Raw genomic sequence first — 21,162 nt, 5'->3', positions numbered from 1 at the left:
ATCTATTTGGGAATTTGCGATGAAAAAATTAATAGTTGCTGCACTCCTCGCCAGTATCAGTTTGTCTGCCTCTGCCGCTGAAACTATCCGTTTTGCTGCTGAAGCCACTTACCCGCCATTCGAATTTATTGATGCCAATAATAAAATGCAGGGCTTTGATATCGATCTGGCGAATGCGCTGTGTAAAGAGATGCAGGCCGACTGTACTTTTACCAATCAGGCGTTTGACAGCTTGATCCCAAGCCTGAAATTCAAACGTTTTGATGCGGTTATCTCAGGTATGGACATCACCCCTGAGCGCCAAAAACAAGTTGCTTTCACTAAGCCTTATTATGATAACTCCGCACTGTTTATCGCCGAGAAAGGCAAAGTGGCTGATTTAGCTGCCCTGAAAGGCAAGCGCGTGGGTATGCAAAATGGTTCCACTCATCAAAAATACCTGATGGAAAAGCACCCTGAAATCACTGCCGTCCCTTATGACAGCTATCAGAATGCCATTCTTGATCTGAAAAATGGCCGTCTGGACGCGGTATTTGGTGATACTGCGGTGGTGAATGAGTGGCTGAAGCAGAATAACCAACTGGCAGCGGTCGGTGACAAGGTGACTGATGCTGACTATTTCGGTACCGGTCTAGGTATCGCGGTTCGTCAAACCAACACCGAATTACTGGGTAAGTTAGATGCTGCGCTGGCGAAAGTTAAAGCCGATGGCACCTATCAGACAATCTATAAAAAATGGTTCCAGCAGTAATTTAAGCCCCCATGAATGAATTTCAACCTTTAGCAAGCGCCGCCGGTATGACCGTCGGCCTTGCCGTTTGTGCACTGGCCCTCGGTCTGGTTCTGGCGATGCTGTTTGCCGTCTGTGAATCGTCGCGCTTGAAAGTTGTCAGTTATCTGACGACTGGCTGGGTCACCATTTTACGCGGACTACCCGAGATTCTGGTGGTCCTGTTTATCTATTTTGGCTCCTCTCAGCTGCTGATGATGCTGTCGGACGGATTTACCCTGAATCTCTATCTGTTTGAGCTGCCAATTAAGCTCAATATTGATGATTTCGAGGTTAGCCCGTTCCTGTGTGGCGTGATCGCCCTCGCCCTACTCTATTCGGCTTACGCTTCGCAAACCTTACGTGGCGCGCTAAAAGCCGTGCCGATTGGGCAGTGGGAATCGGGGCAAGCATTGGGTTTGAGCCAGGCGGCCATCTTCTTCCGCCTGATTATGCCGCAGATGTGGCGTCATGCCTTACCCGGCTTGGGTAACCAATGGCTGGTGCTGCTGAAGGATACCGCCTTGGTGTCGTTGATCAGTGTGAATGACCTGATGCTGCAAACCAAAAGTATTGCCACCCGCACTCAGGAGCCTTTCACTTGGTATGTGATTGCTGCGGCAATCTATCTGGTAGTGACCCTGCTGAGTCAGTATGTGCTCAAATGGATTGAACTCCGTACCACGCGTTTTGAACGGAGCCCATCCTGATGTTGGAATACCTACCTGAGATTCTCAAAGGGCTGCATACCAGCCTGACGTTGACCATCGCGTCCTTATTAGTGGCATTAGTGTTATCACTGCTGTTTACCATTGTATTAACGCTGAAAACACCGATTATCACGCCGCTGGTCAAAATCTATATCACGCTGTTCACTGGCACCCCGCTGCTGGTACAGATATTTTTGATCTATTACGGCCCAGGGCAGTTCCCGGCTATTCGTGAATATCCGTGGTTATGGAGCTTGCTATCACAGCCATGGTTGTGCGCAATGATTGCATTGGCATTGAACAGTGCAGCCTATACCACTCAACTGTTCTACGGTGCGGTTCGAGCGATTCCATCCGGTCAGTGGCAATCCTGCGAAGCGCTGGGGATGTCCAAAGCCCAGTCGTTACGCATTCTGTTGCCGTTTGCCTTTAAACGCGCACTCTCATCCTATTCCAACGAAGTGGTGTTGGTGTTCAAAAGCACCTCATTGGCCTACACCATTACCTTGATGGAAGTGATGGGTTACAGCCAACTGATGTATGGCCGTACTTATGATGTGATGGTGTTTGGTGCTGCTGGGATTGTGTATCTGTGCGTGAATGGCTTGCTGACGTTGCTGATGCGGTTGGTGGAGCGCAGAGCGTTGGCGTTTGAGCGGCGGAATTAAGGGGGATAAATCCCCTATCCCGGTGATCGAAGCAGGTTTTGGGTGCTAGATATCGGATCAGATTTCGGTTGATATTCGGTCTCGTGATCGGTTCGGTTGACATCAGATCGGCGTTCACTTGGCCTCCAGCGCCTCAGCCGCCAATGGGGTTACAAGCGCGTAACCCCATTGGAACCCCTGCGCTAGCGCACGTATCGCTTGCCCACTTCGTGGGTACCCTCGGCTCATCATTTCGCTGGCGGGACGGCTTTATTATTGCCTCTTCGAGGCTACCCTTCGGGCCAATACAAGCGTTGTTCAAAACGGCTTCGCAGTGTTGTCGCGCCCCTTCTCTTAAAAAATAAAAAAAACTAAATTTTTAATCACATTACTTGCATATAAATTCATAAACTGGCAATGTAAACCTCATCAGTTATCCAAATAAGTCGCGATAACAAATCACTAGTAATAATAAAATCAATAACTAACAACACATTTTATTTAAAAAATTCTGACAGGAGTTTAAGCATGAAAAAGTTACTATTGGCAACAATCTTAAGTGGTATGGTCTTCAGTGCTACTGCAGCGGATACCATCCGTTTTGCCGCCTCAGCCACCTACCCGCCATTTGAATCCATTGGTGCCAATAACGAAATCGTCGGCTTTGATATGGATCTGGCAAAAGCATTGTGTAAGCAAATGGAAGCTAACTGCACATTCACCAATCAAGCCTTTGATAGCCTGATCCCAGCGCTTAAATTCAAACGTTATGACGCCGTTATCTCCGGCATGGACATCACGCCAGAACGTAGCAAGCAAGTAGCTTTCACCCAGCCTTACTATGCCAACTCAGCCATTGTGATTGCCCCAAAAGGTAAGTTCAGCTCTTTTGCTGATCTGAAAGGCAAGAAAATTGGGATGGAAAACGGGACAACGCATCAGAAATATTTGCAGGATAAGCACCCAGAAATCCAGACCGTCGCTTATGACAGCTACCAGAATGCCATTATTGACCTGAAAAATGGCCGTATTGATGGGGTGTTTGGCGATACTGCGGTGGTGAATGAGTGGCTGAAAACCAACCCAAATTTGGCGTCTGTGGGTGAGCATGTGACTGATCCGCAATACTTCGGTACGGGCCTGGGGATTGCCGTACGTCCGGATAACACCGCGTTGCTGGAAAAATTGAATAAAGCTATTGAAGCAGTGAAAGCCGACGGCACATATAAAACCATCAATGATAAGTGGTTCCCGCAGTAATATTTTTCGTCTTTGGAGTTGCAGGTAAGCGGCAAATGAACTCATCCCGATGAGTTTACATCAGTAAGTGATTCGGGTGAGTGAATGCAGCCAACAACCCTGCAGCTTCAAGTCCCAAAGGGATACCCAAAGGGATACCCAAAGAGATATCCAAAGAGATACCCAAAGAGATATCCAAAGAGATATCCAAAGAGATACCCAAAGAGATACCCAAAGTCATTGGAGTTGCAGGTAGGCGGCAAATGAACTCATCCCGATGAGCTTACATTAGTAAGTGATTCGGGTGAGCGAATGCAGCCAACAACCCTGCAGCTTCAAGGACGAAGGGTAAGCAGGGTCAACACCTCATAATGGGCAGTATGCGGAAACATATCAAACAGCTGCACCCGCTCAATACGGTAGTCAGCTAACCTGCTAATATCTTTCGCCATTGTTTCTGCATTACAGCTTGAATAGAGAATGAATTCAGGCGCCATCTGAGTAAGATAATCACAGAGTTCGGCACCAATTCCGCGCCGTGGCGGGTTAACCAAGACCAATTGGGGCACCTGTGCTTCTGCGGTGGCGAAACGGGTGGAGTCCAACGCGGCAAAACTGACATTTTTTAGCCCTAGCTGATCCGCTGACTGGCGCGCACAGGTAATGGCTTCGGCGCTAATTTCAATCCCGGTGAGCTGAGTCTCAGACCCCGCACAATGCAAACCAAAGCCGCCAACACCGCAGAACAGATCCCACATACTACTGATGCCTAAATCGCGCACCCATTGCCGTGCCGTGGCATAGAGTGAGGCGGCAACCTGTGGATTGGTCTGGAAAAAGCTTTGAGGGCGGATAAACAGTGGCACCTGATTAAACTGCTCAGGCAGCGCCTGCTGCTCGGTGAGCGGGATCTCTTGCTCCCCCTCCAAAATCGCCATATGCACCGGCTGAATATTGGCCGAGATAACCGCCAGTTGAGGCAATTGTTGTTGTAACCACGGTAACGCCGCCTGCAATTGCGCTAGCTTGGTTTCAGAGCGTAGGACAAAACGCAGCATCAGCTCGCCGCTATACGTACTTTCAGTCAGTAACAGGAATTTAAGCTCACCGCGCTTGCGGGCAACGTTATAGGGTGTCAGCCCCGCACGAGCGATAAAGGTTTTGAGCACCGCCAAAACGGGTGCAAAACTGGCGGGATAGAGTGGGCAATCACATAAATCAACGGCGGTGCCGTCACGATGCAACATCCCCAATAACGGGCGCTCGACACTGCCGCTGACCACCATTTTCGCTTTATTGCGAAAAGCGCTCTCACGGCCGAAAATCGGCGTTAGCCATTGAGCCACAGTATGACCCGCCAACAGATCTTCCAAATGGTGTTGTTTGTCAGCCAGTTGCTGCGGATAAGGTTTATCCAGCCACTGGCAGGAACGGCAGCGATCCGCCGTATACTGAGCGCAATGCATTAATAATTGACCGTTATAATCTGAGACGTTAAATAATTCGCAGCCGAAGCTGTTGGTGGGAACGAATTGTAGCACTGTGTTACGTTAAACACTCATTTTGCGTGCTGGAAATAGCGATGCCAGGGGAAAAATAGCAAGCCGATAATCACCACATCAGGAATTTTTTGTAGCAGTAGACTATGCAGAATTTCCGCGCCACTATCGCCCTCGACGCGAAAAACATCCAGTACCAGCCAATCGAGTGACACTATCAGCAGGTAGGCCATGACGAGTAACTGGCAAAGCAGATAACACCAACGCGCCCAGTTCTGCCGATGGCATACCGCAACACCACAGACAATTTCCAGGAGCAGTAATAGGATACTGGCGACTAAAATCAGGCCGGAATCCCAGCTTTGCAGGTTTTCACCCAGAAATTCACCCGTACCACTCCACCCCAATTCAGCCACCAATAAGAGCACGCCGAGAAATTGGGTCGCAATGATAGCCGTGCCAGCAATTAAAACCGGTACGGGCGTGGTAGCTGAAGATGAAAATGATAATCGCATATTGCCCTGTCTGTATCCCTGTTCAGTTTTCTACAACCTGATGTTATCCCTCACAATAACGCCGCTCGAAAGCGGCGTCAAAGTAAGAGAAAGACTAACAGTTTTAAGCACAATCAGCCATTTTTTAACAGTCAGCTGCGAGCAGCTTTACGTAACTCACGCAATCGCTGTTTTTCTGAACGGGACATAAACCACCAGGCAATTAAGCCAATGATACCTACCACCAGCAGAATCAAGGTCGCCAGTGCATTTATTTCCGGATTAACCCCCATTCTCACGCTGGAGAACACCAGCATCGGTAAGGTGGTCGCACCCGGCCCGGCAACAAAACTGGCAATCACCAAGTCGTCCAGCGATAGGGTAAAGGCCAGCAACCAACCAGAAATTAGTGCCGGGGCAATCATGGGTACTGTGATGACAAAGAACACTTTCAGTGGTGTGGCACCCAGATCCATGGCCGCTTCTTCGATAGAGCGGTCCAACTCACGTAAGCGCGAACTTATCACGACCGTCACATAGGCGGTACAGAAGGTGACATGGGCGAGCCAGATGGTGAACATGCCACGCTCTGCGGGCCAGCCGATGGCGTGTCCCATGGCGACAAACAGCAACAGCAGGGATAAACCGGTAATCACATCGGGCATGACCAGTGGCGCGGTCAGCATAAAGGCGAAACCGGTCGAGCCGCGAAAGCGCCCAAAGCGCACCATCACGACAGCGGCAATCGTCCCCAACACTACGGCCATGGTGGCGGAGGCGGCCGCGATAGTCAGGCTCAATCCAACAGCAGATATCATCGCCGAATCGTTAAACAGTTCGATATACCAGCGGATAGACCAACCTGCCCAAACAGTGACCAGCTTTGAGCTGTTAAATGAGTAAATCACCAGCATCAACATCGGCGCATACAGGAAGGTATAACCGATAATCAGGATCACCCGTCGCCAAACCGACCGCACTTCCGGTAGGTTGTTCATAGCGAGCCTCCTGGTTCTTTATGCTGGTGCTTGTGGAACCAGAGTATTGGCACAATCAGCAACACTAGCATCACCGTCGCTACCGCTGAAGCCACTGGCCAGTCGCGGTTATTGAAGAATTCTTGCCACAAAATACGGCCAATCATGATGCTGTCCGGCCCGCCGAGCAGTTCAGGGATAACAAATTCCCCCACTGCCGGAATGAACACCAACATGGAACCAGCCACAATCCCGCCTTTGGTGAGCGGCATGATGACGCTGACGAAGGTTTTAAAGGGCTTAGCACCGAGATCTGACGCCGCTTCCACCAGTGAGTAATCCAGCCGAGTCAGTGCGGTGTAGATAGGTAGCACCATGAAAGGTAGGTAGGAATAAACCACGCCAATATATACCGCCAGATTGGTGTGCAGAATAATCAGCGGCTGATCGATAATCCCAGTCCACATTAGGAAGTTATTCAAAATGCCATTGTTCTTCAGGATACCCATCCAGGCATAAACCCGAATCAGGAATGAGGTCCATGACGGCAAGATAACCAGCAGCAATAAGATATTGCGCGTGGATGATTTACTGTGGGCAATAGCCCAAGCCAATGGATAGCCGATAATCAGACAGCAAAACGTGGATACCGCAGCCACTTGCAGTGATTGCAAATAGGCATCGATATAGAGTGGATCATCAAGCAGTTGCAGGTAATTGCCAAGATTTAGCGAGATATCCAGCTTGCCGTCCAACCAAGTCATCAGATCGGTGTAGGGCGGTACCGCTCGAGCCATCTCAGCCAAACTGATTTTGAACACAATCAGGAATGGCAGCATAAACAGCAAAAATAGCCACAGATAGGGCATGGCAATGACCAGTTTGCGGCCATGTGCCATCTGGAAACGTTGTATCAGCGCCTTAATTGGCCCGACCGCAGGGGTCGGTGGCTCTGCGGCGCCATGAGTGGATTCTGGTATCACAATATTTAGCTCCCCAAGGCTATATGTTTTCTAAGAGCGTTAGGTTTTCTAAGAGCATTAGTTTTCTAAGAGCGTTAGCTTTTTTAAAAACATTAGCTGCTCAAAACCACGCAGCTGTCAGCATCCCAGCACAGTTGCACTTCATCGCCCCAAGTGGGCATCCCTTTGCGGTAGCGATGGCCATTTTGTAACTGTGCACTCAGCATCTGACCACTGTGGAGTTTTACGTGATAAATGGAGAGATCGCCCAGATAGGCAATGTGTACCACTTCGCCTACGGCAAAGTTGCAGCCATCTTCCGGCACCTGTTCGCACAGCATCACTTTTTCTGGCCGTAGAGCAACAAATACGGGTACGCCGTCAACCACCGAGGCATCGGAATCCACTTTTAATGGATGGCGCAAGCCGGGGCTATCGATGACCAGCGCATCGTCCAGACGCTCTTTTAATACGCCCTCAAACACATTCACTGATCCGATAAATTCAGCGCTGAATCTGCTGTTTGGGTGCTCATAAATCTCCTCAGGCTCGCCAATCTGCACAAATTTGCCACGGTTCATAATGGCAATGCGCCCCGCCATGGTCATGGCCTCTTCTTGATCGTGAGTCACCATCACACAGGTGGCCCCGACTCGCTCCAGAATATCCACCACTTCCAGTTGCATGCGGTCGCGCAACTTTTTATCCAGCGCGCCCATTGGCTCATCCAGCAACAGCAGTTTTGGCCGTTTCGCCAGGCTACGCGCCAATGCAACACGTTGGCGCTGACCGCCCGATAACTGGTGTGGTTTGCGTTTGGCAAACTCTTGCATATGTACCAGCGTCAACATCTCAGCAACCCGACTTTTGATTTCAGCCGACGGCAGCTTGTCTTGCTTCAAACCAAACGCAATGTTCTGCTCAACAGTCATATGCGGGAACAGGGCATAGGACTGAAACATCATGTTGATCGGACGCTGATAAGGCGGCACATGGGACAAATCCTGCCCATCAAGCACTATCTGCCCCTGAGTCGGCTGTTCAAAACCGGCCAGCATACGCAGCAGGGTGGATTTACCACAGCCTGAAGCCCCCAACAGCGCAAAGATCTCACCTTTGTAGATGGTCAAATTGACATCATCTACTGCGGCCTGACCATCAAATGATTTAGTTAAGTTGCGAATCTCCAGCAAGGGCGTAAACACCTTCTGGGATTTGGGCTGCGGGCGGGGAATTACATCATTCACTCAGCGTGCTCTCCGTAAAAGCAGAACAGGCCGCATTCTAGCTGCGGCACAATAAAAAACAGGAACAGAGAGATAACCCCCCTGTCCCTACCATGGTCTATTTTACTTGCCCATTAACGGGTTATTTACCACTTTTCACTTTTGTCCAAGCCCGCGTGATCACACGATCAATTTTCGGATCTTGTACTTTCAGTGTGAACATTTTAGCGCGCACCTCTGCCGGTGGATAAATACCCGGGTTATCGCGGACCTCGGCATTCACCAACGGGGTCGCCGCTTTGTTGGCATTAGCATAGAACACGTGGTTGCTGATATTCGCAATCACATCAGGCCGCATCAGGTAATTAAGGAACTGATAGGCTTCATCCTGATTTTTAGCATCAGATGGCATGGCAAACACATCAAAGAAAGCCAGTGCTCCCTCTTTTGGAATGCTGTAAGCCACATTCACCCCATTCTTCGCTTCTTTAGCACGATTAGAGGCCTGCATGATGTCACCAGCCCAACCAACCGCCACGCAGATGTCACCGTTTGCCAGATCATTAATATATTGTGATGAGTGGAAATAACGGATATTCGGCCGTAATTTCAATAACAATTCCGTTGCTGGCCCCGTGTAATCAGTCGCCTGAATACTGTTTGGATCTTTGCCCAGGTAATTCAGCACAGTGGCAAAAATCTCACTTGGCGCATCCAAGAAAGAGACGCCGCAACTTTTCAGCTTCTCAAGGTTTTCAGGCTTCAGCACCAGATCCCAACTGTTTACCGGTGCATCTTTTCCTAACGCGGCTTTCACTTTTTCGACGTTATAGCCGATACCGGTCGTCGCCCACAGATAAGGGATCGCGAATTTATTATCTGGGTCGTGTTTGCTGACGAGCGCCAGTAATTCAGGATCAAGATTTTTGTAATTAGGTAATTTACTTTTATCTAACGGCTTAAATACACCAGCAGATAATTGGCGTTCAAGGAAACTGGCTGACGGCACCACTAAATCAAACCCAGTGCTCCCTGCCATCAACTTACCTTCCAACACCTCGTTGGAGTCAAACACATCATAGACAACCTTAATGCCGGTTTCTTTTTGGAAATTAGCCAGCGTATCCGGCGCGATATAATCGGACCAGTTGTAAACGTGCAGTGTTTTTTCCTCAGCAGATACTGAGACGGACGCGGCCATTAATAGGCCAGCAGCAACACCCGATAACCACTTTTTACGTTGGGTGAACATCCGTTAACTCCTCCAAATAGGGGGTGAAATAGCGCGCTAAATTTGTATCCGAGCGGATACAACACCGTTACCCTGCCAAGTGCTATTGCCACAAACTCCGAATGCATGACTATGCACACTGAGTGATTATTAACCTAACAAGAATAATCACTGGTTTTGTGAGGAAATATTATGCCCCTTGCAGAAACAGCAGCATAACCGCAGTTCGCAATCTGCACCAGACTCTAGGGTAAAAAACGCCTTTTATCGATTTTTTATGCACACTTTATCTATGTAATGCGCCACTAATGGTATAAACGGCGATAAATATCTGGCAAAAGAGGGTAAAAAGCAGAAGATCTTATGGTTTGCAGGGGTAATAGCCGTGTGCCGCCAGAATCAGCGGCACATTGAATGACGGGATATTAGTGGATAACCGGATAAGCAGTGGCAGTTTGCGGTGATTCGTCGTCTTCACTCGTACCAATAAAGAGTAAATCATTGGCGCGCGCTTCCAGAATAATCATCGAAATCTGCTCTTCACACTGCTGCATAAAGTAGCCAAATTGGGCCAATGTCACCCCGACTTCTATTGTCAGTGATTGGCAGACAATCAGTTTTGGCAGATTATCATCCTGAATATCAATAAAGGCTTTCACTGTCAGTGAACTGGCATTGATTTGGCTGAGATCTGCCACTAATGGGATCAGTGCCGTCGGTCTGACTTCAGCCAACGCCGAGAACAGGATGACGTTATCCACCAAATCGATTTTGGAATCAAACACACCCTCAAAATTTTGCATATGCGGCAAATGTAGCGCCTGGCAGGAATCGCATTCAAAAAATGAGATACCGAGTTGATCCAGCCAACGCCGTAATAAGGTTAAATCCGGGACGATGAGTGAATCCATAACCACCTACCTCACGATTCTCATAATACGAAAAGTGGCATAGCTTACGGAATATTGGCCAACAGCGCCATGATCAATCCCGACTAATTTAATGCCCATATTAAGACTCAGTATTTATCCTACTCAGATTTATTCTCTTTTTCGGATTCTGCTTTATCTAGCTCTTTCTTGGTTTGTGGCCTGGATATTCTATCGGCACTGCCTAATAGTGGACCAAATCCACTGGCGACCCGCCAAACAATACATGCTGCCGCAGGGATCATCAGGCCAATTCCGACAAAAATCATAATAATCGCAACAGCCGGTGTGCCCATCGTACCCGGCAATGACAAAAAGTCATTAATACTGAGATAGGCAACAACCAGTAACAGCATCCCCAACACTTCTGAAATAATCACAATGCGGGGCATATCTCCTAACGAGCGCATCTTTACCTCCGATAGGCTCTGTACCCGCCGAATTTGAAACCACAACAGTGTTAGCTGCAACACCAAATTCATTAGGTCTATATAAGCTTTTACCTAGTGTATTGAATCCCCACAATTTGTAACAGTACCGAGAAGCAAATAGGTAGGATTTATCATATCAACAGGCAAATCCTGCTTTTTTTTCATGTCGCCAAAGGGCATAGTAGACCCCAGTGAGAGTAAGTAATGCGCTAGTAGTCATTTAACAGTCGAATATATCAGTAATTATTGGCGAAGTGATTACCTCAGATTAATCAAGGAGTTCTAAATGTTTGCTGTGATTTTCGGGCGTCCTGGATGTCCTTACTGTGTTCGTGCTAAAGAACTGGCAGAAAAACTGGAAACTGAACGTGACGATTTTAAGTTCCGTTACATCGATATTCATGCGGAAGGTATCACCAAAGCTGATCTGGAAAAAACAGTCGGCAAACCGGTAGAAACCGTGCCACAGATCTTTATTGATGAAAAGCATATTGGCGGTTGTACTGATTTTGAAGCCTACGCTAAAGAAAATCTGAGCCTGTTCCAGTAATTAGCTGGCAAAGAGCCGATGAGTGCTCGTTCAATCTCAATGGGTTGATTCGAAAAAGGGTGTCTAACACCCTTTTTTATTTGAGCTCAGATAAAATCAGCAGTAAAAATAGTGCCATAAAGTCACATCTCGCCCCAGTTAATAGCACATAAATCCATCTTTAATGAGCAATTAAGCATTTCCCTCTGGCTACACCAAACTTCCCGCTTACTACTGGCTGTCTCGCAACAGACCGATTAGAATAAGCCCCGCTATCGCTTATCTTTATGTCCTGTCTGGCGATAAGTTTTTAGAATTTAATGAATTGTGTCGCTCTGCCTCTAAACCAAGAGCGTGTGCATCGTGAATCATCTGGGCTAATAGAAAGTCATACCTGTGAATATAAACGTCGCAAATTTGTTAAACGGCAACTATATCTTGCTGTTATTCGTGGTTTTAGCGCTGGGATTATGCCTGGGTAAACTGCGACTGGGACCTATCCAATTAGGCAACGCTATTGGTGTGTTAGTGGTATCACTGTTGCTGGGGCAACAGCACTTTACCATCAACACAGAAGCGCTGAATCTGGGCTTTATGCTCTTTATTTTTTGTGTCGGCGTTGAAGCTGGCCCAAACTTCTTTTCAATTTTCTTCCGCGATGGCAAAAACTACCTGATGCTCGCCTTAGTCATGGTAGGCAGCGCAATGATTCTGGCGCTGGGGCTGGGTAAGTTATTTGGCTGGGATATTGGCCTAACCGCCGGGATGCTCGCCGGATCAATGACTTCCACCCCCGTGTTGGTGGGTGCAGGCGATACATTACGCAATACCATTGCCAATAATCCAGCACTACAACACGCCCAAGACAACCTGAGTCTCGGTTATGCCCTGACCTATCTTATCGGGTTAGTCAGTCTGATCTTGGGTGCGCGTTACCTGCCAAAACTTCAACATCAGGATTTGCCCACCAGTGCTCAGCAAATTGCCCGCGAGCGTGGCTTAGATACCGATAGCCAGCGGAAAGTCTATTTACCGGTCATTCGCGCCTATCGTGTAGGCCCAGAATTAGTGGCGTGGGCAGATGGTAAAAATCTACGTGAATTAGGCATTTACCGGCAAACCGGTTGCTATATCGAGCGTATCCGCCGCAATGGTATTTTGGCGAATCCAGACGGTGATGCGGTGCTGCAAGTGGGCGATGAGATCTCATTAGTGGGCTATCCCGATGCCCATTCTCGCCTTGACCCGAGTTTTCGTAACGGTAAAGAAGTGTTCGACCGCGATCTGCTGGATATGCGTATCGTCACCGAAGAGATTGTGGTCAAAAACAGCAATGCTGTCGGTAAGCGGCTCAGCCACTTAAAACTGACCGACCACGGTTGCTTCCTTAACCGTGTGATCCGCAGCCAGATCGAAATGCCGATTGACGACAATGTAGTATTGAATAAAGGCGATGTGCTGCAAGTTAGCGGCGATGCCCGGCGCGTCAAAAGCGTGGCAGAAAAAATCGGCTTTATCTCCATCCACAGTCAGGTCACCGACCTGCTGGCTTTCTGCGCCTTCTTTATTTTAGGGCTGATGATTGGCCTGATTACCTTCCAGTTCAGTAACTTTAGTTTCGGAATTGGTAACGCCGCTGGCCTGTTAATGGCGGGGATCATGCTCGGATTTCTTCGTGCCAACCACCCTACTTTTGGCTATATCCCGCAAGGCGCGTTGAATATGGTGAAAGAGTTTGGATTGATGGTATTTATGGCTGGCGTCGGATTAAGTGCAGGTGGTGGTATCAATAGCAGTCTGGGCGCGGTCGGCGGCCAAATGTTAATTTCCGGTTTGATTGTCAGTCTGGTTCCTGTCGTCATCTGCTTCCTCTTTGGCGCTTATGTATTGCGCATGAACCGCGCCCTACTTTTCGGGGCCATTATGGGAGCACGTACCTGCGCACCTGCCATGGATATCATCAGCGACACCGCGCGCAGTAACATCCCTGCGCTAGGCTATGCGGGGACTTATGCCATTGCGAACGTATTATTGACATTGGCGGGCTCGTTGATCGTCATTGTCTGGCCAGGAATATTAGGTTAACGCACCAAAAGAGGTATTTAAGATAAAGCTAAACATTCTTTTAACCTTTTTTCATTTCGCCAGAACTTTCTTACTGGACTGGGGTCTGAATTAGTGCCACTGCTTTTCTTTGATGTCCCCATATTGAGGAGCCCGATAGTCCCGCCTTCTTAGGTTCAAGACTAGTCGGGTTTTTTCTTGCCTGAAATTTGAGCTCTGCCAATTACTGCCCTCACATCCCCCCTTAAGGCTTTCTTAAGGCAAAATTATTACAGTAAAAACACTCCCTACTTCTGCTCAGGTTATTTCGTGAAGACCAGCAAACATGCGCTTCAATCTGAAGTCGCCACACCGAGACTAAATAACGTCTCAACGACACCAACAATTAAGACAAACTCCCTTTACTCATTGCCGCTAACATTCTATTTTTGGCAGGTTTTTGGCCTGGTGATCAGTGGATTGTTGTTTCTCTGGTTATCACGCAACGAGCAGTTGGATTGGCTTATCAGTAATTATTGGTTTGATCCCGTTGGGCAGAATTTTCCGCTGGAACATAATTACTGGCTGGATTTACTGAACCATCGGTTATTGAAAATAGCCATTATCAGCGCTGCCGTGGTCACCTTGTTATGGGGCATCTATCGCCGCAATGGGCGAATAGTGATCAGCATGTTGCTGTTTGGTATTGGCCCGTTGGTGATCGGTATTCTAAAAGCCACCAGCGCACACTCCTGCCCTTGGGATCTGGTGGAATATGGCGGGAAATCCCTCAGTTATGTGCTGATGGGGACTGCACCTGTCGGAGTCGGTCCCGGTCACTGCTTTCCTGGCGGTCATGCATCTAGTGGTTTTGCTGTCATGGCACTGTTTTTCTTGTTTTACCCAGAACGGCCACGGTTGGCGACCCTGTGTTGGTTCGTCGGTGTCACTCTTGGCATGTTGATGGGATTTGGTCAAATTATGCGCGGAGCACATTTTCTGACGCACAATTTGTGGGCCGGTTGGTGGGTCTGGCTTAGCCAGTTGACTCTGTTTTGGATGATTAGCGGCTATTACAACCGCAATAAAGGTACAGAATGATGGAACAAATGAATTACTTTTTCTTTTCCATGATAAATGCGACTCCCGCATCATCGCCATGGATGATTTTTTTTGCGACCTTTATCGCGCGCGACTTGATCATGATTATTCCTGTGTTATTGGTAGGTTTGTGGCTTTGGGGGCCGAAAAACACCATGAATTTACAGCGCACACTGGTCACCAAGGCCGCCATTGCTCTCGCTTTTTCCATGCTTTCGGCCGCCTGTATCGGCATGCTTTTCCCTCATGACCGGCCTTTTGTGGTGGGTTTTGGCTATAACTTTTTGAGCCATGCACCAGATAGCTCTTTCCCAAGTGACCATGGCACCGCTATTTTTACTGTCGCCTTAGCCTTTGTTTTCTGGCACAAAGTTTGGTCCGCGATCACCATGATGCTCGTTGCCATCGCCATTGCTTGGTCTCGGGTCTATCTGGGTGTTCACTGGCCTTTAGATATGGTAGGTGCCTTCTTGCTGGGGATTATCGGTTGCCTGTTCGCTCAGTTGGTGTGGAATCTGTTCGGAGATGCTATCTCGGGTGGCATGAAGCGCCTTTATCACATGAGCTTTGCCTTACCGATCAGTCGAGGGTGGGTCAGAAGCTAAACACGCCACGTTATTGATCTCACATTGCCGATTGAGCCAAAAGATCGGCATTATTCTCTCCCTTTCTCCAAAGCTAAATAAAACACTTTTAAATCAATAAATAACAAATAAATCAGTCTACCACCCTCACTATGGATGTTATTAAAATAACAAACAATGTGGGATTTAGTGAATAATATCTTTGTTTTATCCAATAAATGTTATTATTATAACAATAGAGCCAACTTATAGATAAACAACAGGATAATAATCATGACAATCAATTATGCCAATTACATCGATCATACCCTATTGGCAATGGATGCCACCGAAGCACAAATTATTAAGCTGTGTCAAGAAGCCAAACAACACCATTTCTATGCCGTCTGTGTGAACTCAGGTTATGTTCCATTAGCGGCCCAACAGCTCTCTGGCAGCCCGGTTAAAGTGTGTTCAGTTATTGGCTTCCCATTGGGTGCAGGTCTGACTGAAGCAAAAGCATTTGAAGCTCAAGCAGCTATCAATGCCGGCGCACAAGAGATTGATATGGTTATTAATGTTGGCTGGCTGAAAAGCAACAAAATTGCTGAAGTCAAAGCTGACATCAAGGCCGTGCGCGATAATTGCGCCTCTACACCGTTGAAGGTAATATTAGAAACTTGCCTGCTCAGCGATGCACAAATCGTCCAAGTTTGTGAAATGTGTCGTGAGTTAGACGTTGCTTTTGTGAAAACTTCAACAGGTTTCAGCACCGGTGGCGCTAAAGAGGAACATGTAAAATTGATGCGTGCCACGGTAGGCCCGGTGATGGGTGTTAAGGCATCCGGGGCCGTTCGTGACCGAGCCACTGCAGAAAAAATGATTCTGGCAGGAGCGACTCGAATTGGTACGAGCTCTGGGGTCGCTATTGTTTCAGGTCAGCAAGCGGCCGCGTCAAGCTACTAAGACATTTTAAGCCCGGTTAATAGCGGGCTTGAGGTTGCTGACAAACCTCATTGATAGTGCGGTGACTGGCGGGGCGACTGCACCGATGGACGCTTCGACGGCTTACGCCGTGACGACCCATTCGGCACATTTCCCCGCTAATCAACTTTGTCAACGGTCTGAAGCTCGGTTAATTCCGGGCTTATTTATTGCCCGCTACTGTTTTGCAGTACTGGGTGTTGAGCCTTGTTTGCCAGGAATCGCTTATGGAAACCCGCCGTGCAGAACGAATCAATAAACTTACTCAGGTCCTAAAGCGTTCCGATAAAATCCATCTAAAAGAGGCCGCTAACCTGTTACGGGTTTCAGAAATGACCATTCGGCGGGATCTGAGCGCCGAACCGACAGCGGTTATTTTGCTGGGCGGTTATGTGGTGATGGACCCCAAAAGCAACAATCCCAATAGCTATTTTGTCTCTGATCAGCAAGCTAAACAGGTGGAGGAGAAGCGCCGCATCGGTCAGTTGGCAGCACGTCTTGTCGCGGAAAATGATACGGTCTTTTTTGACTGTGGCACCACTATTCCCTCAATCATTGACGAGATTGATGAAGAGCTAACATTTACCGCAATTTGTTACTCCCTTAACACCTTTCTCTCCTTGCAAGACAAGCCCAATTGCAAAGTCATTCTGTGTGGCGGTGAGTTTAAGCCCAATAACTATATTTTCACCCCTATCAGTCAACACAATGAACTGGATAATGCCTGCCCAAATAAGGCTTTTATCTCAGCAGCAGGTGTTTCGCTTGAATATGGCGCAACCTGTTTCACCTTCGATGAGATCTTGTTGAAGCATCGTGCCATTGCCAAATCTCAGCATAAAATTCTGGTCGCCGACCACAGTAAATTTGGCAAGGTAAAACCGGCCAGTATCGGTGCGCTGACACTCTTTGATACGGTCGTCACCGACCGTCAGCCGGATGCCGAATTCAGTCAGTTCTTTTTAGCGCAGGGTATCAAGACCTACTGTTAGGCTTGAATTATATAGTAAAAGTATTATTTTTATCCGCATCGGGTGGATTGCTCTACCCGTGTATTATCAGGCAAAAAATCTGGCTATATTTAAGCCATATCAACCCATACTTTATAACCACACTTTACCTATGGTTAAACATTATTCCTAATATGCATTTTTAAAACGTAATTCCATTACCTAATTAATACCAAGAATGACGAATCTTAACGTAAATTAATTTAACAATTGGCACTCTTTTAACGCGCTTAATTAATAGAATGATGTAAGTTTATTGCTTAATAAATTACTGGCGGGGTATATTTATATGACAAATAAAGTGCATCTTACCAAAAAACCTACACGAACTTATTCTTGGTTACGATAATTCCCATCACTGGATTCTTATTTACCTGACTATATTTTCATCAAATACACAAAACACCAAAATACGACAAAAAACCATATTATCAATGAGTTAAATTAATTAGGCTCTTTTGGAGTAATGATATTCATCAATAAATTAGCGAAAAATCTGAATTCCGCTAGATCCATCAGTATGGTTAAAATATATTTCACGCCAAGAAATGAGTAACAAAGAATAATCTGTTTGTTTATTGACCACAAAGAGAAATGCACTTTTAATTATCTTTAGTGATTAATCATATACATTTCCATAACAATCAGTTGTAAATTTGCAACAAATGATGAAAAACAAGTTTATTAAGCATTTGAGAGCATGATCACGGTAGTTTTCACTACAAATAGCTATCTTGCCGCCAGCAAAAACTACCGCACCGACGGAAGCGACAATAATATCCGATAGCGTTAATTAACGCGCTTATGAACGGTTGAATTTTGTACTTTTCATTCTTGATATAAAGCACCACTACGGCACTAAAGTAATAACCAGGGCACCCGTTTTAACCGAATCGTTTTGACTGAATTTTTCACCTGATAATGTCACTCAATAATGCATTACAGGTAACTAACTTTCGGCTCTTAATTTTAAATTAACGTGTTCACTATGGAGATTTTTCATGGACACTACTCAAGCAGGCACCCTTGCCTCCACGGGAAAAGTTTCAACATCCACTTGGCGTAAAAGCGATACCATGTGGATGCTGGGTCTATACGGTACCGCAATTGGTGCAGGTGTATTATTCCTGCCAATCAACGCCGGTATCGGCGGCTTGTTGCCGCTGATTGTGATGGCCATCATTGCTTTCCCGATGACCTTCTTTGCTCACCGTGGTCTGTGCCGCTTTGTGCTTTCAGGTAAAAATCCGGGTGAAGACATTACTGAAGTGGTTGAAGAGCACTTCGGCATCGGTGCCGGTAAGCTGATTACCCTCCTTTACTTCTTCGCTATCTACCCTATTTTGTTGGTTTACAGCGTCGCGATTACCAACACTGTTGATAGCTTCATTACCCACCAGATGCATCTGCCATCACCACCGCGCGCCATCCTGTCACTGATTCTGATCATTGGCCTGATGACTATCGTGCGTTTTGGTGAGCACGCCATTGTCAAAGCAATGAGCATCTTGGTATTCCCGTTTGTTGCGGCATTGATGTTGTTAGCGGTGTACCTGATCCCGAACTGGTCAGGTGCCATCTTTGAACACGTATCAATGGACGGCAACGGTACCGGTAGCGGTCTGTGGATGACCATGTGGTTAGTGATCCCGGTCATGGTGTTCTCGTTCAACCACTCCCCAATCATCTCTGCGTTTGCGGTCTCAAAACGTGAAGAGTACGGCGTAGATGCTGAGAAAAAATGTTCTCGCATTTTAGCGTTTGCTCACATCATGATGGTTGTCACGGTTATGTTCTTCGTCTTCAGCTGCGTTCTGAGCCTGTCACCGGCGGATCTGGCAGAAGCGAAAAGCCAAAACATCTCTATTTTGTCTTATCTGGCCAACCACTTTAATACCCCAATCATTGCCTACATGGCACCGGTTATTGCCTTTATTGCTATCACCAAATCGTTCCTGGGCCACTATCTGGGCGCACGTGAAGGCTTTAACGGCATGATGATTAAGTCTCTGCGTAGCAAAGGCAAAACCATCAATCATAACAAACTGAACCGCATTACTGCGCTGTTCATGCTGGTCACAACTTGGATCGTCGCCACCTTGAACCCAAGCATTCTGGGCATGATTGAGACTCTGGGTGGTCCAATTATCGCCATGCTGCTGTTCCTGATGCCAATGTATGCCATCCACAAAGTGCCAGCGATGCGCAAATATAGCGGTCATATCAGTAACGTATTCGTGGTTATCATGGGCCTGATTGCTATCTCTGCAATCTTGTTCAGCCTGTTCGGCAAATAATGCTGAGGCTGGCCATCTTCCACGGCCAGCCTATCTAACGCAGTAATCGTTTCAAAAGCCGGTGCGTCCGCGCCGGCTTCTTATTCCACGGCTTTGTAAGCGAATTAATAATTAGAACCTTTAAGAGGCTAATATATGGTCAGCGTTTTTGACATTTTCAAGATTGGTATTGGTCCTTCCAGCTCCCATACCGTCGGCCCGATGAAGGCTGGCAAGCTGTTTACCGATGATTTAATCGAACTGGGGCATCTTTCTGCCGTCACGCGCATTACTGTTGATGTTTACGGCTCACTCTCTCTGACCGGTAAAGGTCACCATACAGATATCGCCATTATTATGGGTTTAGCGGGTAATCTGCCCGATACCGTTGATATTGATGCCATCGCTGGTTTTATCCGCGATGTTGAACTGCGTGAGCGCCTACTGCTGGCCAATGGTAGCCACGAAGTTGATTTCCCCGTTCAAGGCGGGATGAACTTCCATGAAACCAATTTACCACTGCATGAAAATGGTATGTCCATCACGGCATATGCCGGTGATGAAATGCTTTTCAGTAAAACCTATTACTCCATCGGCGGTGGATTTATTGTCGATGAAGCCCATTTTGGTCAGCAAGATAGCCACGCGGTTTCGGTACCCTACCCGTTCAATTCGGCCCGTGACTTGCAAAAACATTGTAAAGATACCGGTTTATCACTCTCCGGCTTAGTGATGCAAAATGAGCTCGCGGTGCACAGTAAAGCCGAAATAAGCGCGCACTTTGCCGCTATTTGGGAGGTCATGCGCGCTGGTATTGAGCGTGGGATCAACACTGAAGGTTTATTGCCTGGCCCGATGAGAGTGCCACGTCGTGCCGCCGCATTACGCCGTATGCTGGTCACCACCGACAAACATAATGCCGACCCGATGATGGTTGTCGATTGGATCAATATGTATGCGCTGGCCGTCAACGAAGAGAATGCGGCCGGTGGACGGGTTGTCACTGCACCGACCAACGGCGCATGTGGCATCATTCCTGCGGTATTGGCTTACTACGATAAGTTTATTCGCCCTGTAAATGAGAACTCCTATAGCCGCTATTTTCTGGTGTCAGGTGTGATTGGTGCACTGTATAAAATGAACGCCTCCATTTCTGGCGCTGAAGTGGGTTGTCAGGGGGAGGTGGGGGTTGCCTGCTCAATGGCCGCCGCCGGTCTGGCTGAATTGATGGGCGGCAGCCCTGCTCAGGTCTGTATCGCCGCTGAAATCGCCATGGAGCATAATCTGGGGCTGACCTGTGATCCGGTTGCCGGGCAAGTTCAAGTGCCTTGCATTGAGCGCAACGCGATCTCCGCGGTACAAGCCGTCAATTCTGCCCGTATGGCGCTGCGCCGGACCAGCGAGCCGAGTGTTTGTCTGGATAAAGTCATCGAAACAATGTACGAAACCGGCAAGGATATGAACTCGAAATACCGCGAAACCTCCCGTGGTGGGCTAGCAATCAAGGTTGTGGCCTGTAACTGATTGAGTGCCGCATCGAGA

At 47.6% G+C, this 21,162-nt stretch carries 21 protein-coding genes; 12 read left to right on the top strand and 9 right to left on the bottom strand.

Annotated features, from left to right (window positions below):
- The first annotated feature begins 19 nt into the window (after positions 1-19).
- The 4 genes from artJ to ACZ76_RS16320 all read left to right on the top strand — a co-directional run bounded on the left by artJ (position 20) and on the right by ACZ76_RS16320 (position 3,386).
- Positions 20-751, top strand: a complete 732-nt coding sequence (artJ, locus tag ACZ76_RS16335; RefSeq protein WP_048619863.1) for an arginine ABC transporter substrate-binding protein — start codon at positions 20-22, stop codon at positions 749-751.
- Positions 752-762: 11 nt separating this feature from the next.
- Positions 763-1,479 (top strand): arginine ABC transporter permease ArtQ, encoded by a 717-nt coding sequence (gene artQ, locus ACZ76_RS16330; RefSeq protein ID WP_048619862.1) that lies wholly within the window; start codon positions 763-765, stop codon positions 1,477-1,479.
- Positions 1,479-2,147 carry an arginine ABC transporter permease ArtM gene (gene artM, locus ACZ76_RS16325; protein WP_032899150.1) on the top strand — a complete coding sequence of 223 codons (669 nt, stop codon included), beginning with the start codon at positions 1,479-1,481 and terminating at the stop codon, positions 2,145-2,147. Before artQ ends, artM begins: the two co-directional genes overlap by 1 nt.
- A 507-nt stretch (positions 2,148-2,654) precedes the next feature.
- The gene (locus ACZ76_RS16320; RefSeq protein ID WP_048619861.1) at positions 2,655-3,386 is read left to right on the top strand and encodes an arginine ABC transporter substrate-binding protein; all 732 of its coding nucleotides are present in this window, start codon (positions 2,655-2,657) and stop codon (positions 3,384-3,386) included.
- A gap of 55 nt (positions 3,387-3,441) precedes the next feature.
- Here ACZ76_RS16320 and ACZ76_RS19360 read toward each other — a convergent pair whose 3' ends face one another.
- The 9 genes from ACZ76_RS19360 to ACZ76_RS16280 all read right to left on the bottom strand — a co-directional run bounded on the left by ACZ76_RS19360 (position 3,442) and on the right by ACZ76_RS16280 (position 11,093).
- The gene (locus ACZ76_RS19360; RefSeq protein ID WP_156312867.1) at positions 3,442-3,606 is read right to left on the bottom strand and encodes a hypothetical protein; all 165 of its coding nucleotides are present in this window, start codon (positions 3,604-3,606) and stop codon (positions 3,442-3,444) included.
- Between the two features lie 94 nt (positions 3,607-3,700).
- On the bottom strand, positions 3,701-4,831 hold the full coding sequence (gene rlmC / locus ACZ76_RS16315) for a 23S rRNA (uracil(747)-C(5))-methyltransferase RlmC (RefSeq protein WP_048620338.1): 1,131 nt from the start codon (positions 4,829-4,831) through the stop codon (positions 3,701-3,703).
- Positions 4,832-4,923: 92 nt separating this feature from the next.
- Positions 4,924-5,379 carry a YbjO family protein gene (locus tag ACZ76_RS16310; RefSeq protein ID WP_048619860.1) on the bottom strand — a complete coding sequence of 152 codons (456 nt, stop codon included), beginning with the start codon at positions 5,377-5,379 and terminating at the stop codon, positions 4,924-4,926.
- Between the two features lie 131 nt (positions 5,380-5,510).
- Complete coding sequence (gene potI, locus ACZ76_RS16305; protein WP_048619859.1) at positions 5,511-6,356, bottom strand: putrescine ABC transporter permease PotI; 846 nt, start codon at positions 6,354-6,356, stop codon at positions 5,511-5,513.
- Positions 6,353-7,318 carry a putrescine ABC transporter permease PotH gene (gene potH, locus ACZ76_RS16300; protein ID WP_048619858.1) on the bottom strand — a complete coding sequence of 322 codons (966 nt, stop codon included), beginning with the start codon at positions 7,316-7,318 and terminating at the stop codon, positions 6,353-6,355. The genes potI and potH overlap by 4 nt, the downstream gene beginning before the upstream one ends.
- 92 nt (positions 7,319-7,410) lie before the next feature.
- Positions 7,411-8,544 carry a putrescine ABC transporter ATP-binding subunit PotG gene (gene potG / locus ACZ76_RS16295; RefSeq protein WP_048619857.1) on the bottom strand — a complete coding sequence of 378 codons (1,134 nt, stop codon included), beginning with the start codon at positions 8,542-8,544 and terminating at the stop codon, positions 7,411-7,413.
- Between the two features lie 121 nt (positions 8,545-8,665).
- Complete coding sequence (gene potF / locus ACZ76_RS16290; RefSeq protein ID WP_048619856.1) at positions 8,666-9,775, bottom strand: spermidine/putrescine ABC transporter substrate-binding protein PotF; 1,110 nt, start codon at positions 9,773-9,775, stop codon at positions 8,666-8,668.
- A 404-nt stretch (positions 9,776-10,179) separates the two neighbouring features.
- Positions 10,180-10,665 carry a type III secretion system chaperone family protein gene (locus ACZ76_RS16285; RefSeq protein WP_048619855.1) on the bottom strand — a complete coding sequence of 162 codons (486 nt, stop codon included), beginning with the start codon at positions 10,663-10,665 and terminating at the stop codon, positions 10,180-10,182.
- Positions 10,666-10,784: 119 nt separating this feature from the next.
- Positions 10,785-11,093 (bottom strand): YbjC family protein, encoded by a 309-nt coding sequence (locus tag ACZ76_RS16280; protein WP_048619854.1) that lies wholly within the window; start codon positions 11,091-11,093, stop codon positions 10,785-10,787.
- Positions 11,094-11,400: 307 nt separating this feature from the next.
- Between ACZ76_RS16280 and ACZ76_RS16275 the strand changes: the two genes are divergently transcribed.
- From ACZ76_RS16275 to ACZ76_RS16240, 8 genes are all read left to right on the top strand, one after another.
- Positions 11,401-11,664: a GrxA family glutaredoxin gene (locus ACZ76_RS16275; RefSeq protein ID WP_004873700.1), complete on the top strand. Its 264-nt coding sequence runs from the start codon at positions 11,401-11,403 to the stop codon at positions 11,662-11,664.
- Between the two features lie 375 nt (positions 11,665-12,039).
- Entirely contained in the window at positions 12,040-13,728 is a 1,689-nt protein-coding gene (locus ACZ76_RS16270) for an aspartate:alanine antiporter (protein WP_032898269.1), read from the top strand.
- Positions 13,729-14,115: 387 nt separating this feature from the next.
- Positions 14,116-14,787, top strand: a complete 672-nt coding sequence (locus ACZ76_RS16265; RefSeq protein ID WP_048620337.1) for a phosphatase PAP2 family protein — start codon at positions 14,116-14,118, stop codon at positions 14,785-14,787.
- Positions 14,787-15,392 (top strand): undecaprenyl-diphosphate phosphatase, encoded by a 606-nt coding sequence (gene ybjG / locus ACZ76_RS16260; RefSeq protein ID WP_162489045.1) that lies wholly within the window; start codon positions 14,787-14,789, stop codon positions 15,390-15,392. Before ACZ76_RS16265 ends, ybjG begins: the two co-directional genes overlap by 1 nt.
- Before the next feature lie 252 nt (positions 15,393-15,644).
- The gene (deoC, locus tag ACZ76_RS16255) at positions 15,645-16,316 is read left to right on the top strand and encodes a deoxyribose-phosphate aldolase (RefSeq protein ID WP_048619852.1); all 672 of its coding nucleotides are present in this window, start codon (positions 15,645-15,647) and stop codon (positions 16,314-16,316) included.
- Positions 16,317-16,561: 245 nt separating this feature from the next.
- Complete coding sequence (gene deoR / locus ACZ76_RS16250) at positions 16,562-17,326, top strand: DNA-binding transcriptional repressor DeoR (RefSeq protein ID WP_048619851.1); 765 nt, start codon at positions 16,562-16,564, stop codon at positions 17,324-17,326.
- Between the two features lie 1,019 nt (positions 17,327-18,345).
- On the top strand, positions 18,346-19,641 hold the full coding sequence (locus tag ACZ76_RS16245) for an HAAAP family serine/threonine permease (protein WP_048619850.1): 1,296 nt from the start codon (positions 18,346-18,348) through the stop codon (positions 19,639-19,641).
- Positions 19,642-19,776: 135 nt separating this feature from the next.
- On the top strand, positions 19,777-21,144 hold the full coding sequence (locus ACZ76_RS16240; protein WP_048619849.1) for an L-serine ammonia-lyase: 1,368 nt from the start codon (positions 19,777-19,779) through the stop codon (positions 21,142-21,144).
- Positions 21,145-21,162 lie beyond the last annotated feature (18 nt).

Origin of the sequence: Yersinia aleksiciae (assembly GCF_001047675.1) — a bacterium.
Taxonomy (GTDB): domain Bacteria; phylum Pseudomonadota; class Gammaproteobacteria; order Enterobacterales; family Enterobacteriaceae; genus Yersinia; species Yersinia aleksiciae.
This window is presented reverse-complemented; position numbering and strand designations above follow the sequence as displayed.

Bases quoted from the DNA above. Each gene is read 5' to 3' on its own strand.
- ACZ76_RS16240 (WP_048619849.1), top strand. From the start codon at position 19,777: ATGGTCAGCGTTTTTGACATTTTCAAGATTGGTATTGGTCCTTCCAGC.
- ACZ76_RS16275 (WP_004873700.1), top strand. From the start codon at position 11,401: ATGTTTGCTGTGATTTTCGGGCGTCCTGGATGTCCTTACTGTGTTCGT.
- ACZ76_RS16280 (WP_048619854.1), bottom strand. From the start codon at position 11,093: ATGCGCTCGTTAGGAGATATGCCCCGCATTGTGATTATTTCAGAAGTG.
- artM (WP_032899150.1), top strand. From the start codon at position 1,479: ATGTTGGAATACCTACCTGAGATTCTCAAAGGGCTGCATACCAGCCTG.
- deoR (WP_048619851.1), top strand. From the start codon at position 16,562: ATGGAAACCCGCCGTGCAGAACGAATCAATAAACTTACTCAGGTCCTA.
- ybjG (WP_162489045.1), top strand. From the start codon at position 14,787: ATGGAACAAATGAATTACTTTTTCTTTTCCATGATAAATGCGACTCCC.
- potI (WP_048619859.1), bottom strand. From the start codon at position 6,356: ATGAACAACCTACCGGAAGTGCGGTCGGTTTGGCGACGGGTGATCCTG.
- artQ (WP_048619862.1), top strand. From the start codon at position 763: ATGAATGAATTTCAACCTTTAGCAAGCGCCGCCGGTATGACCGTCGGC.
- ACZ76_RS16245 (WP_048619850.1), top strand. From the start codon at position 18,346: ATGGACACTACTCAAGCAGGCACCCTTGCCTCCACGGGAAAAGTTTCA.
- ACZ76_RS19360 (WP_156312867.1), bottom strand. From the start codon at position 3,606: ATGACTTTGGGTATCTCTTTGGGTATCTCTTTGGATATCTCTTTGGAT.
- ACZ76_RS16320 (WP_048619861.1), top strand. From the start codon at position 2,655: ATGAAAAAGTTACTATTGGCAACAATCTTAAGTGGTATGGTCTTCAGT.
- rlmC (WP_048620338.1), bottom strand. From the start codon at position 4,831: ATGCATTGCGCTCAGTATACGGCGGATCGCTGCCGTTCCTGCCAGTGG.
- ACZ76_RS16285 (WP_048619855.1), bottom strand. From the start codon at position 10,665: ATGGATTCACTCATCGTCCCGGATTTAACCTTATTACGGCGTTGGCTG.
- deoC (WP_048619852.1), top strand. From the start codon at position 15,645: ATGACAATCAATTATGCCAATTACATCGATCATACCCTATTGGCAATG.
- potF (WP_048619856.1), bottom strand. From the start codon at position 9,775: ATGTTCACCCAACGTAAAAAGTGGTTATCGGGTGTTGCTGCTGGCCTA.
- artJ (WP_048619863.1), top strand. From the start codon at position 20: ATGAAAAAATTAATAGTTGCTGCACTCCTCGCCAGTATCAGTTTGTCT.
- ACZ76_RS16310 (WP_048619860.1), bottom strand. From the start codon at position 5,379: ATGCGATTATCATTTTCATCTTCAGCTACCACGCCCGTACCGGTTTTA.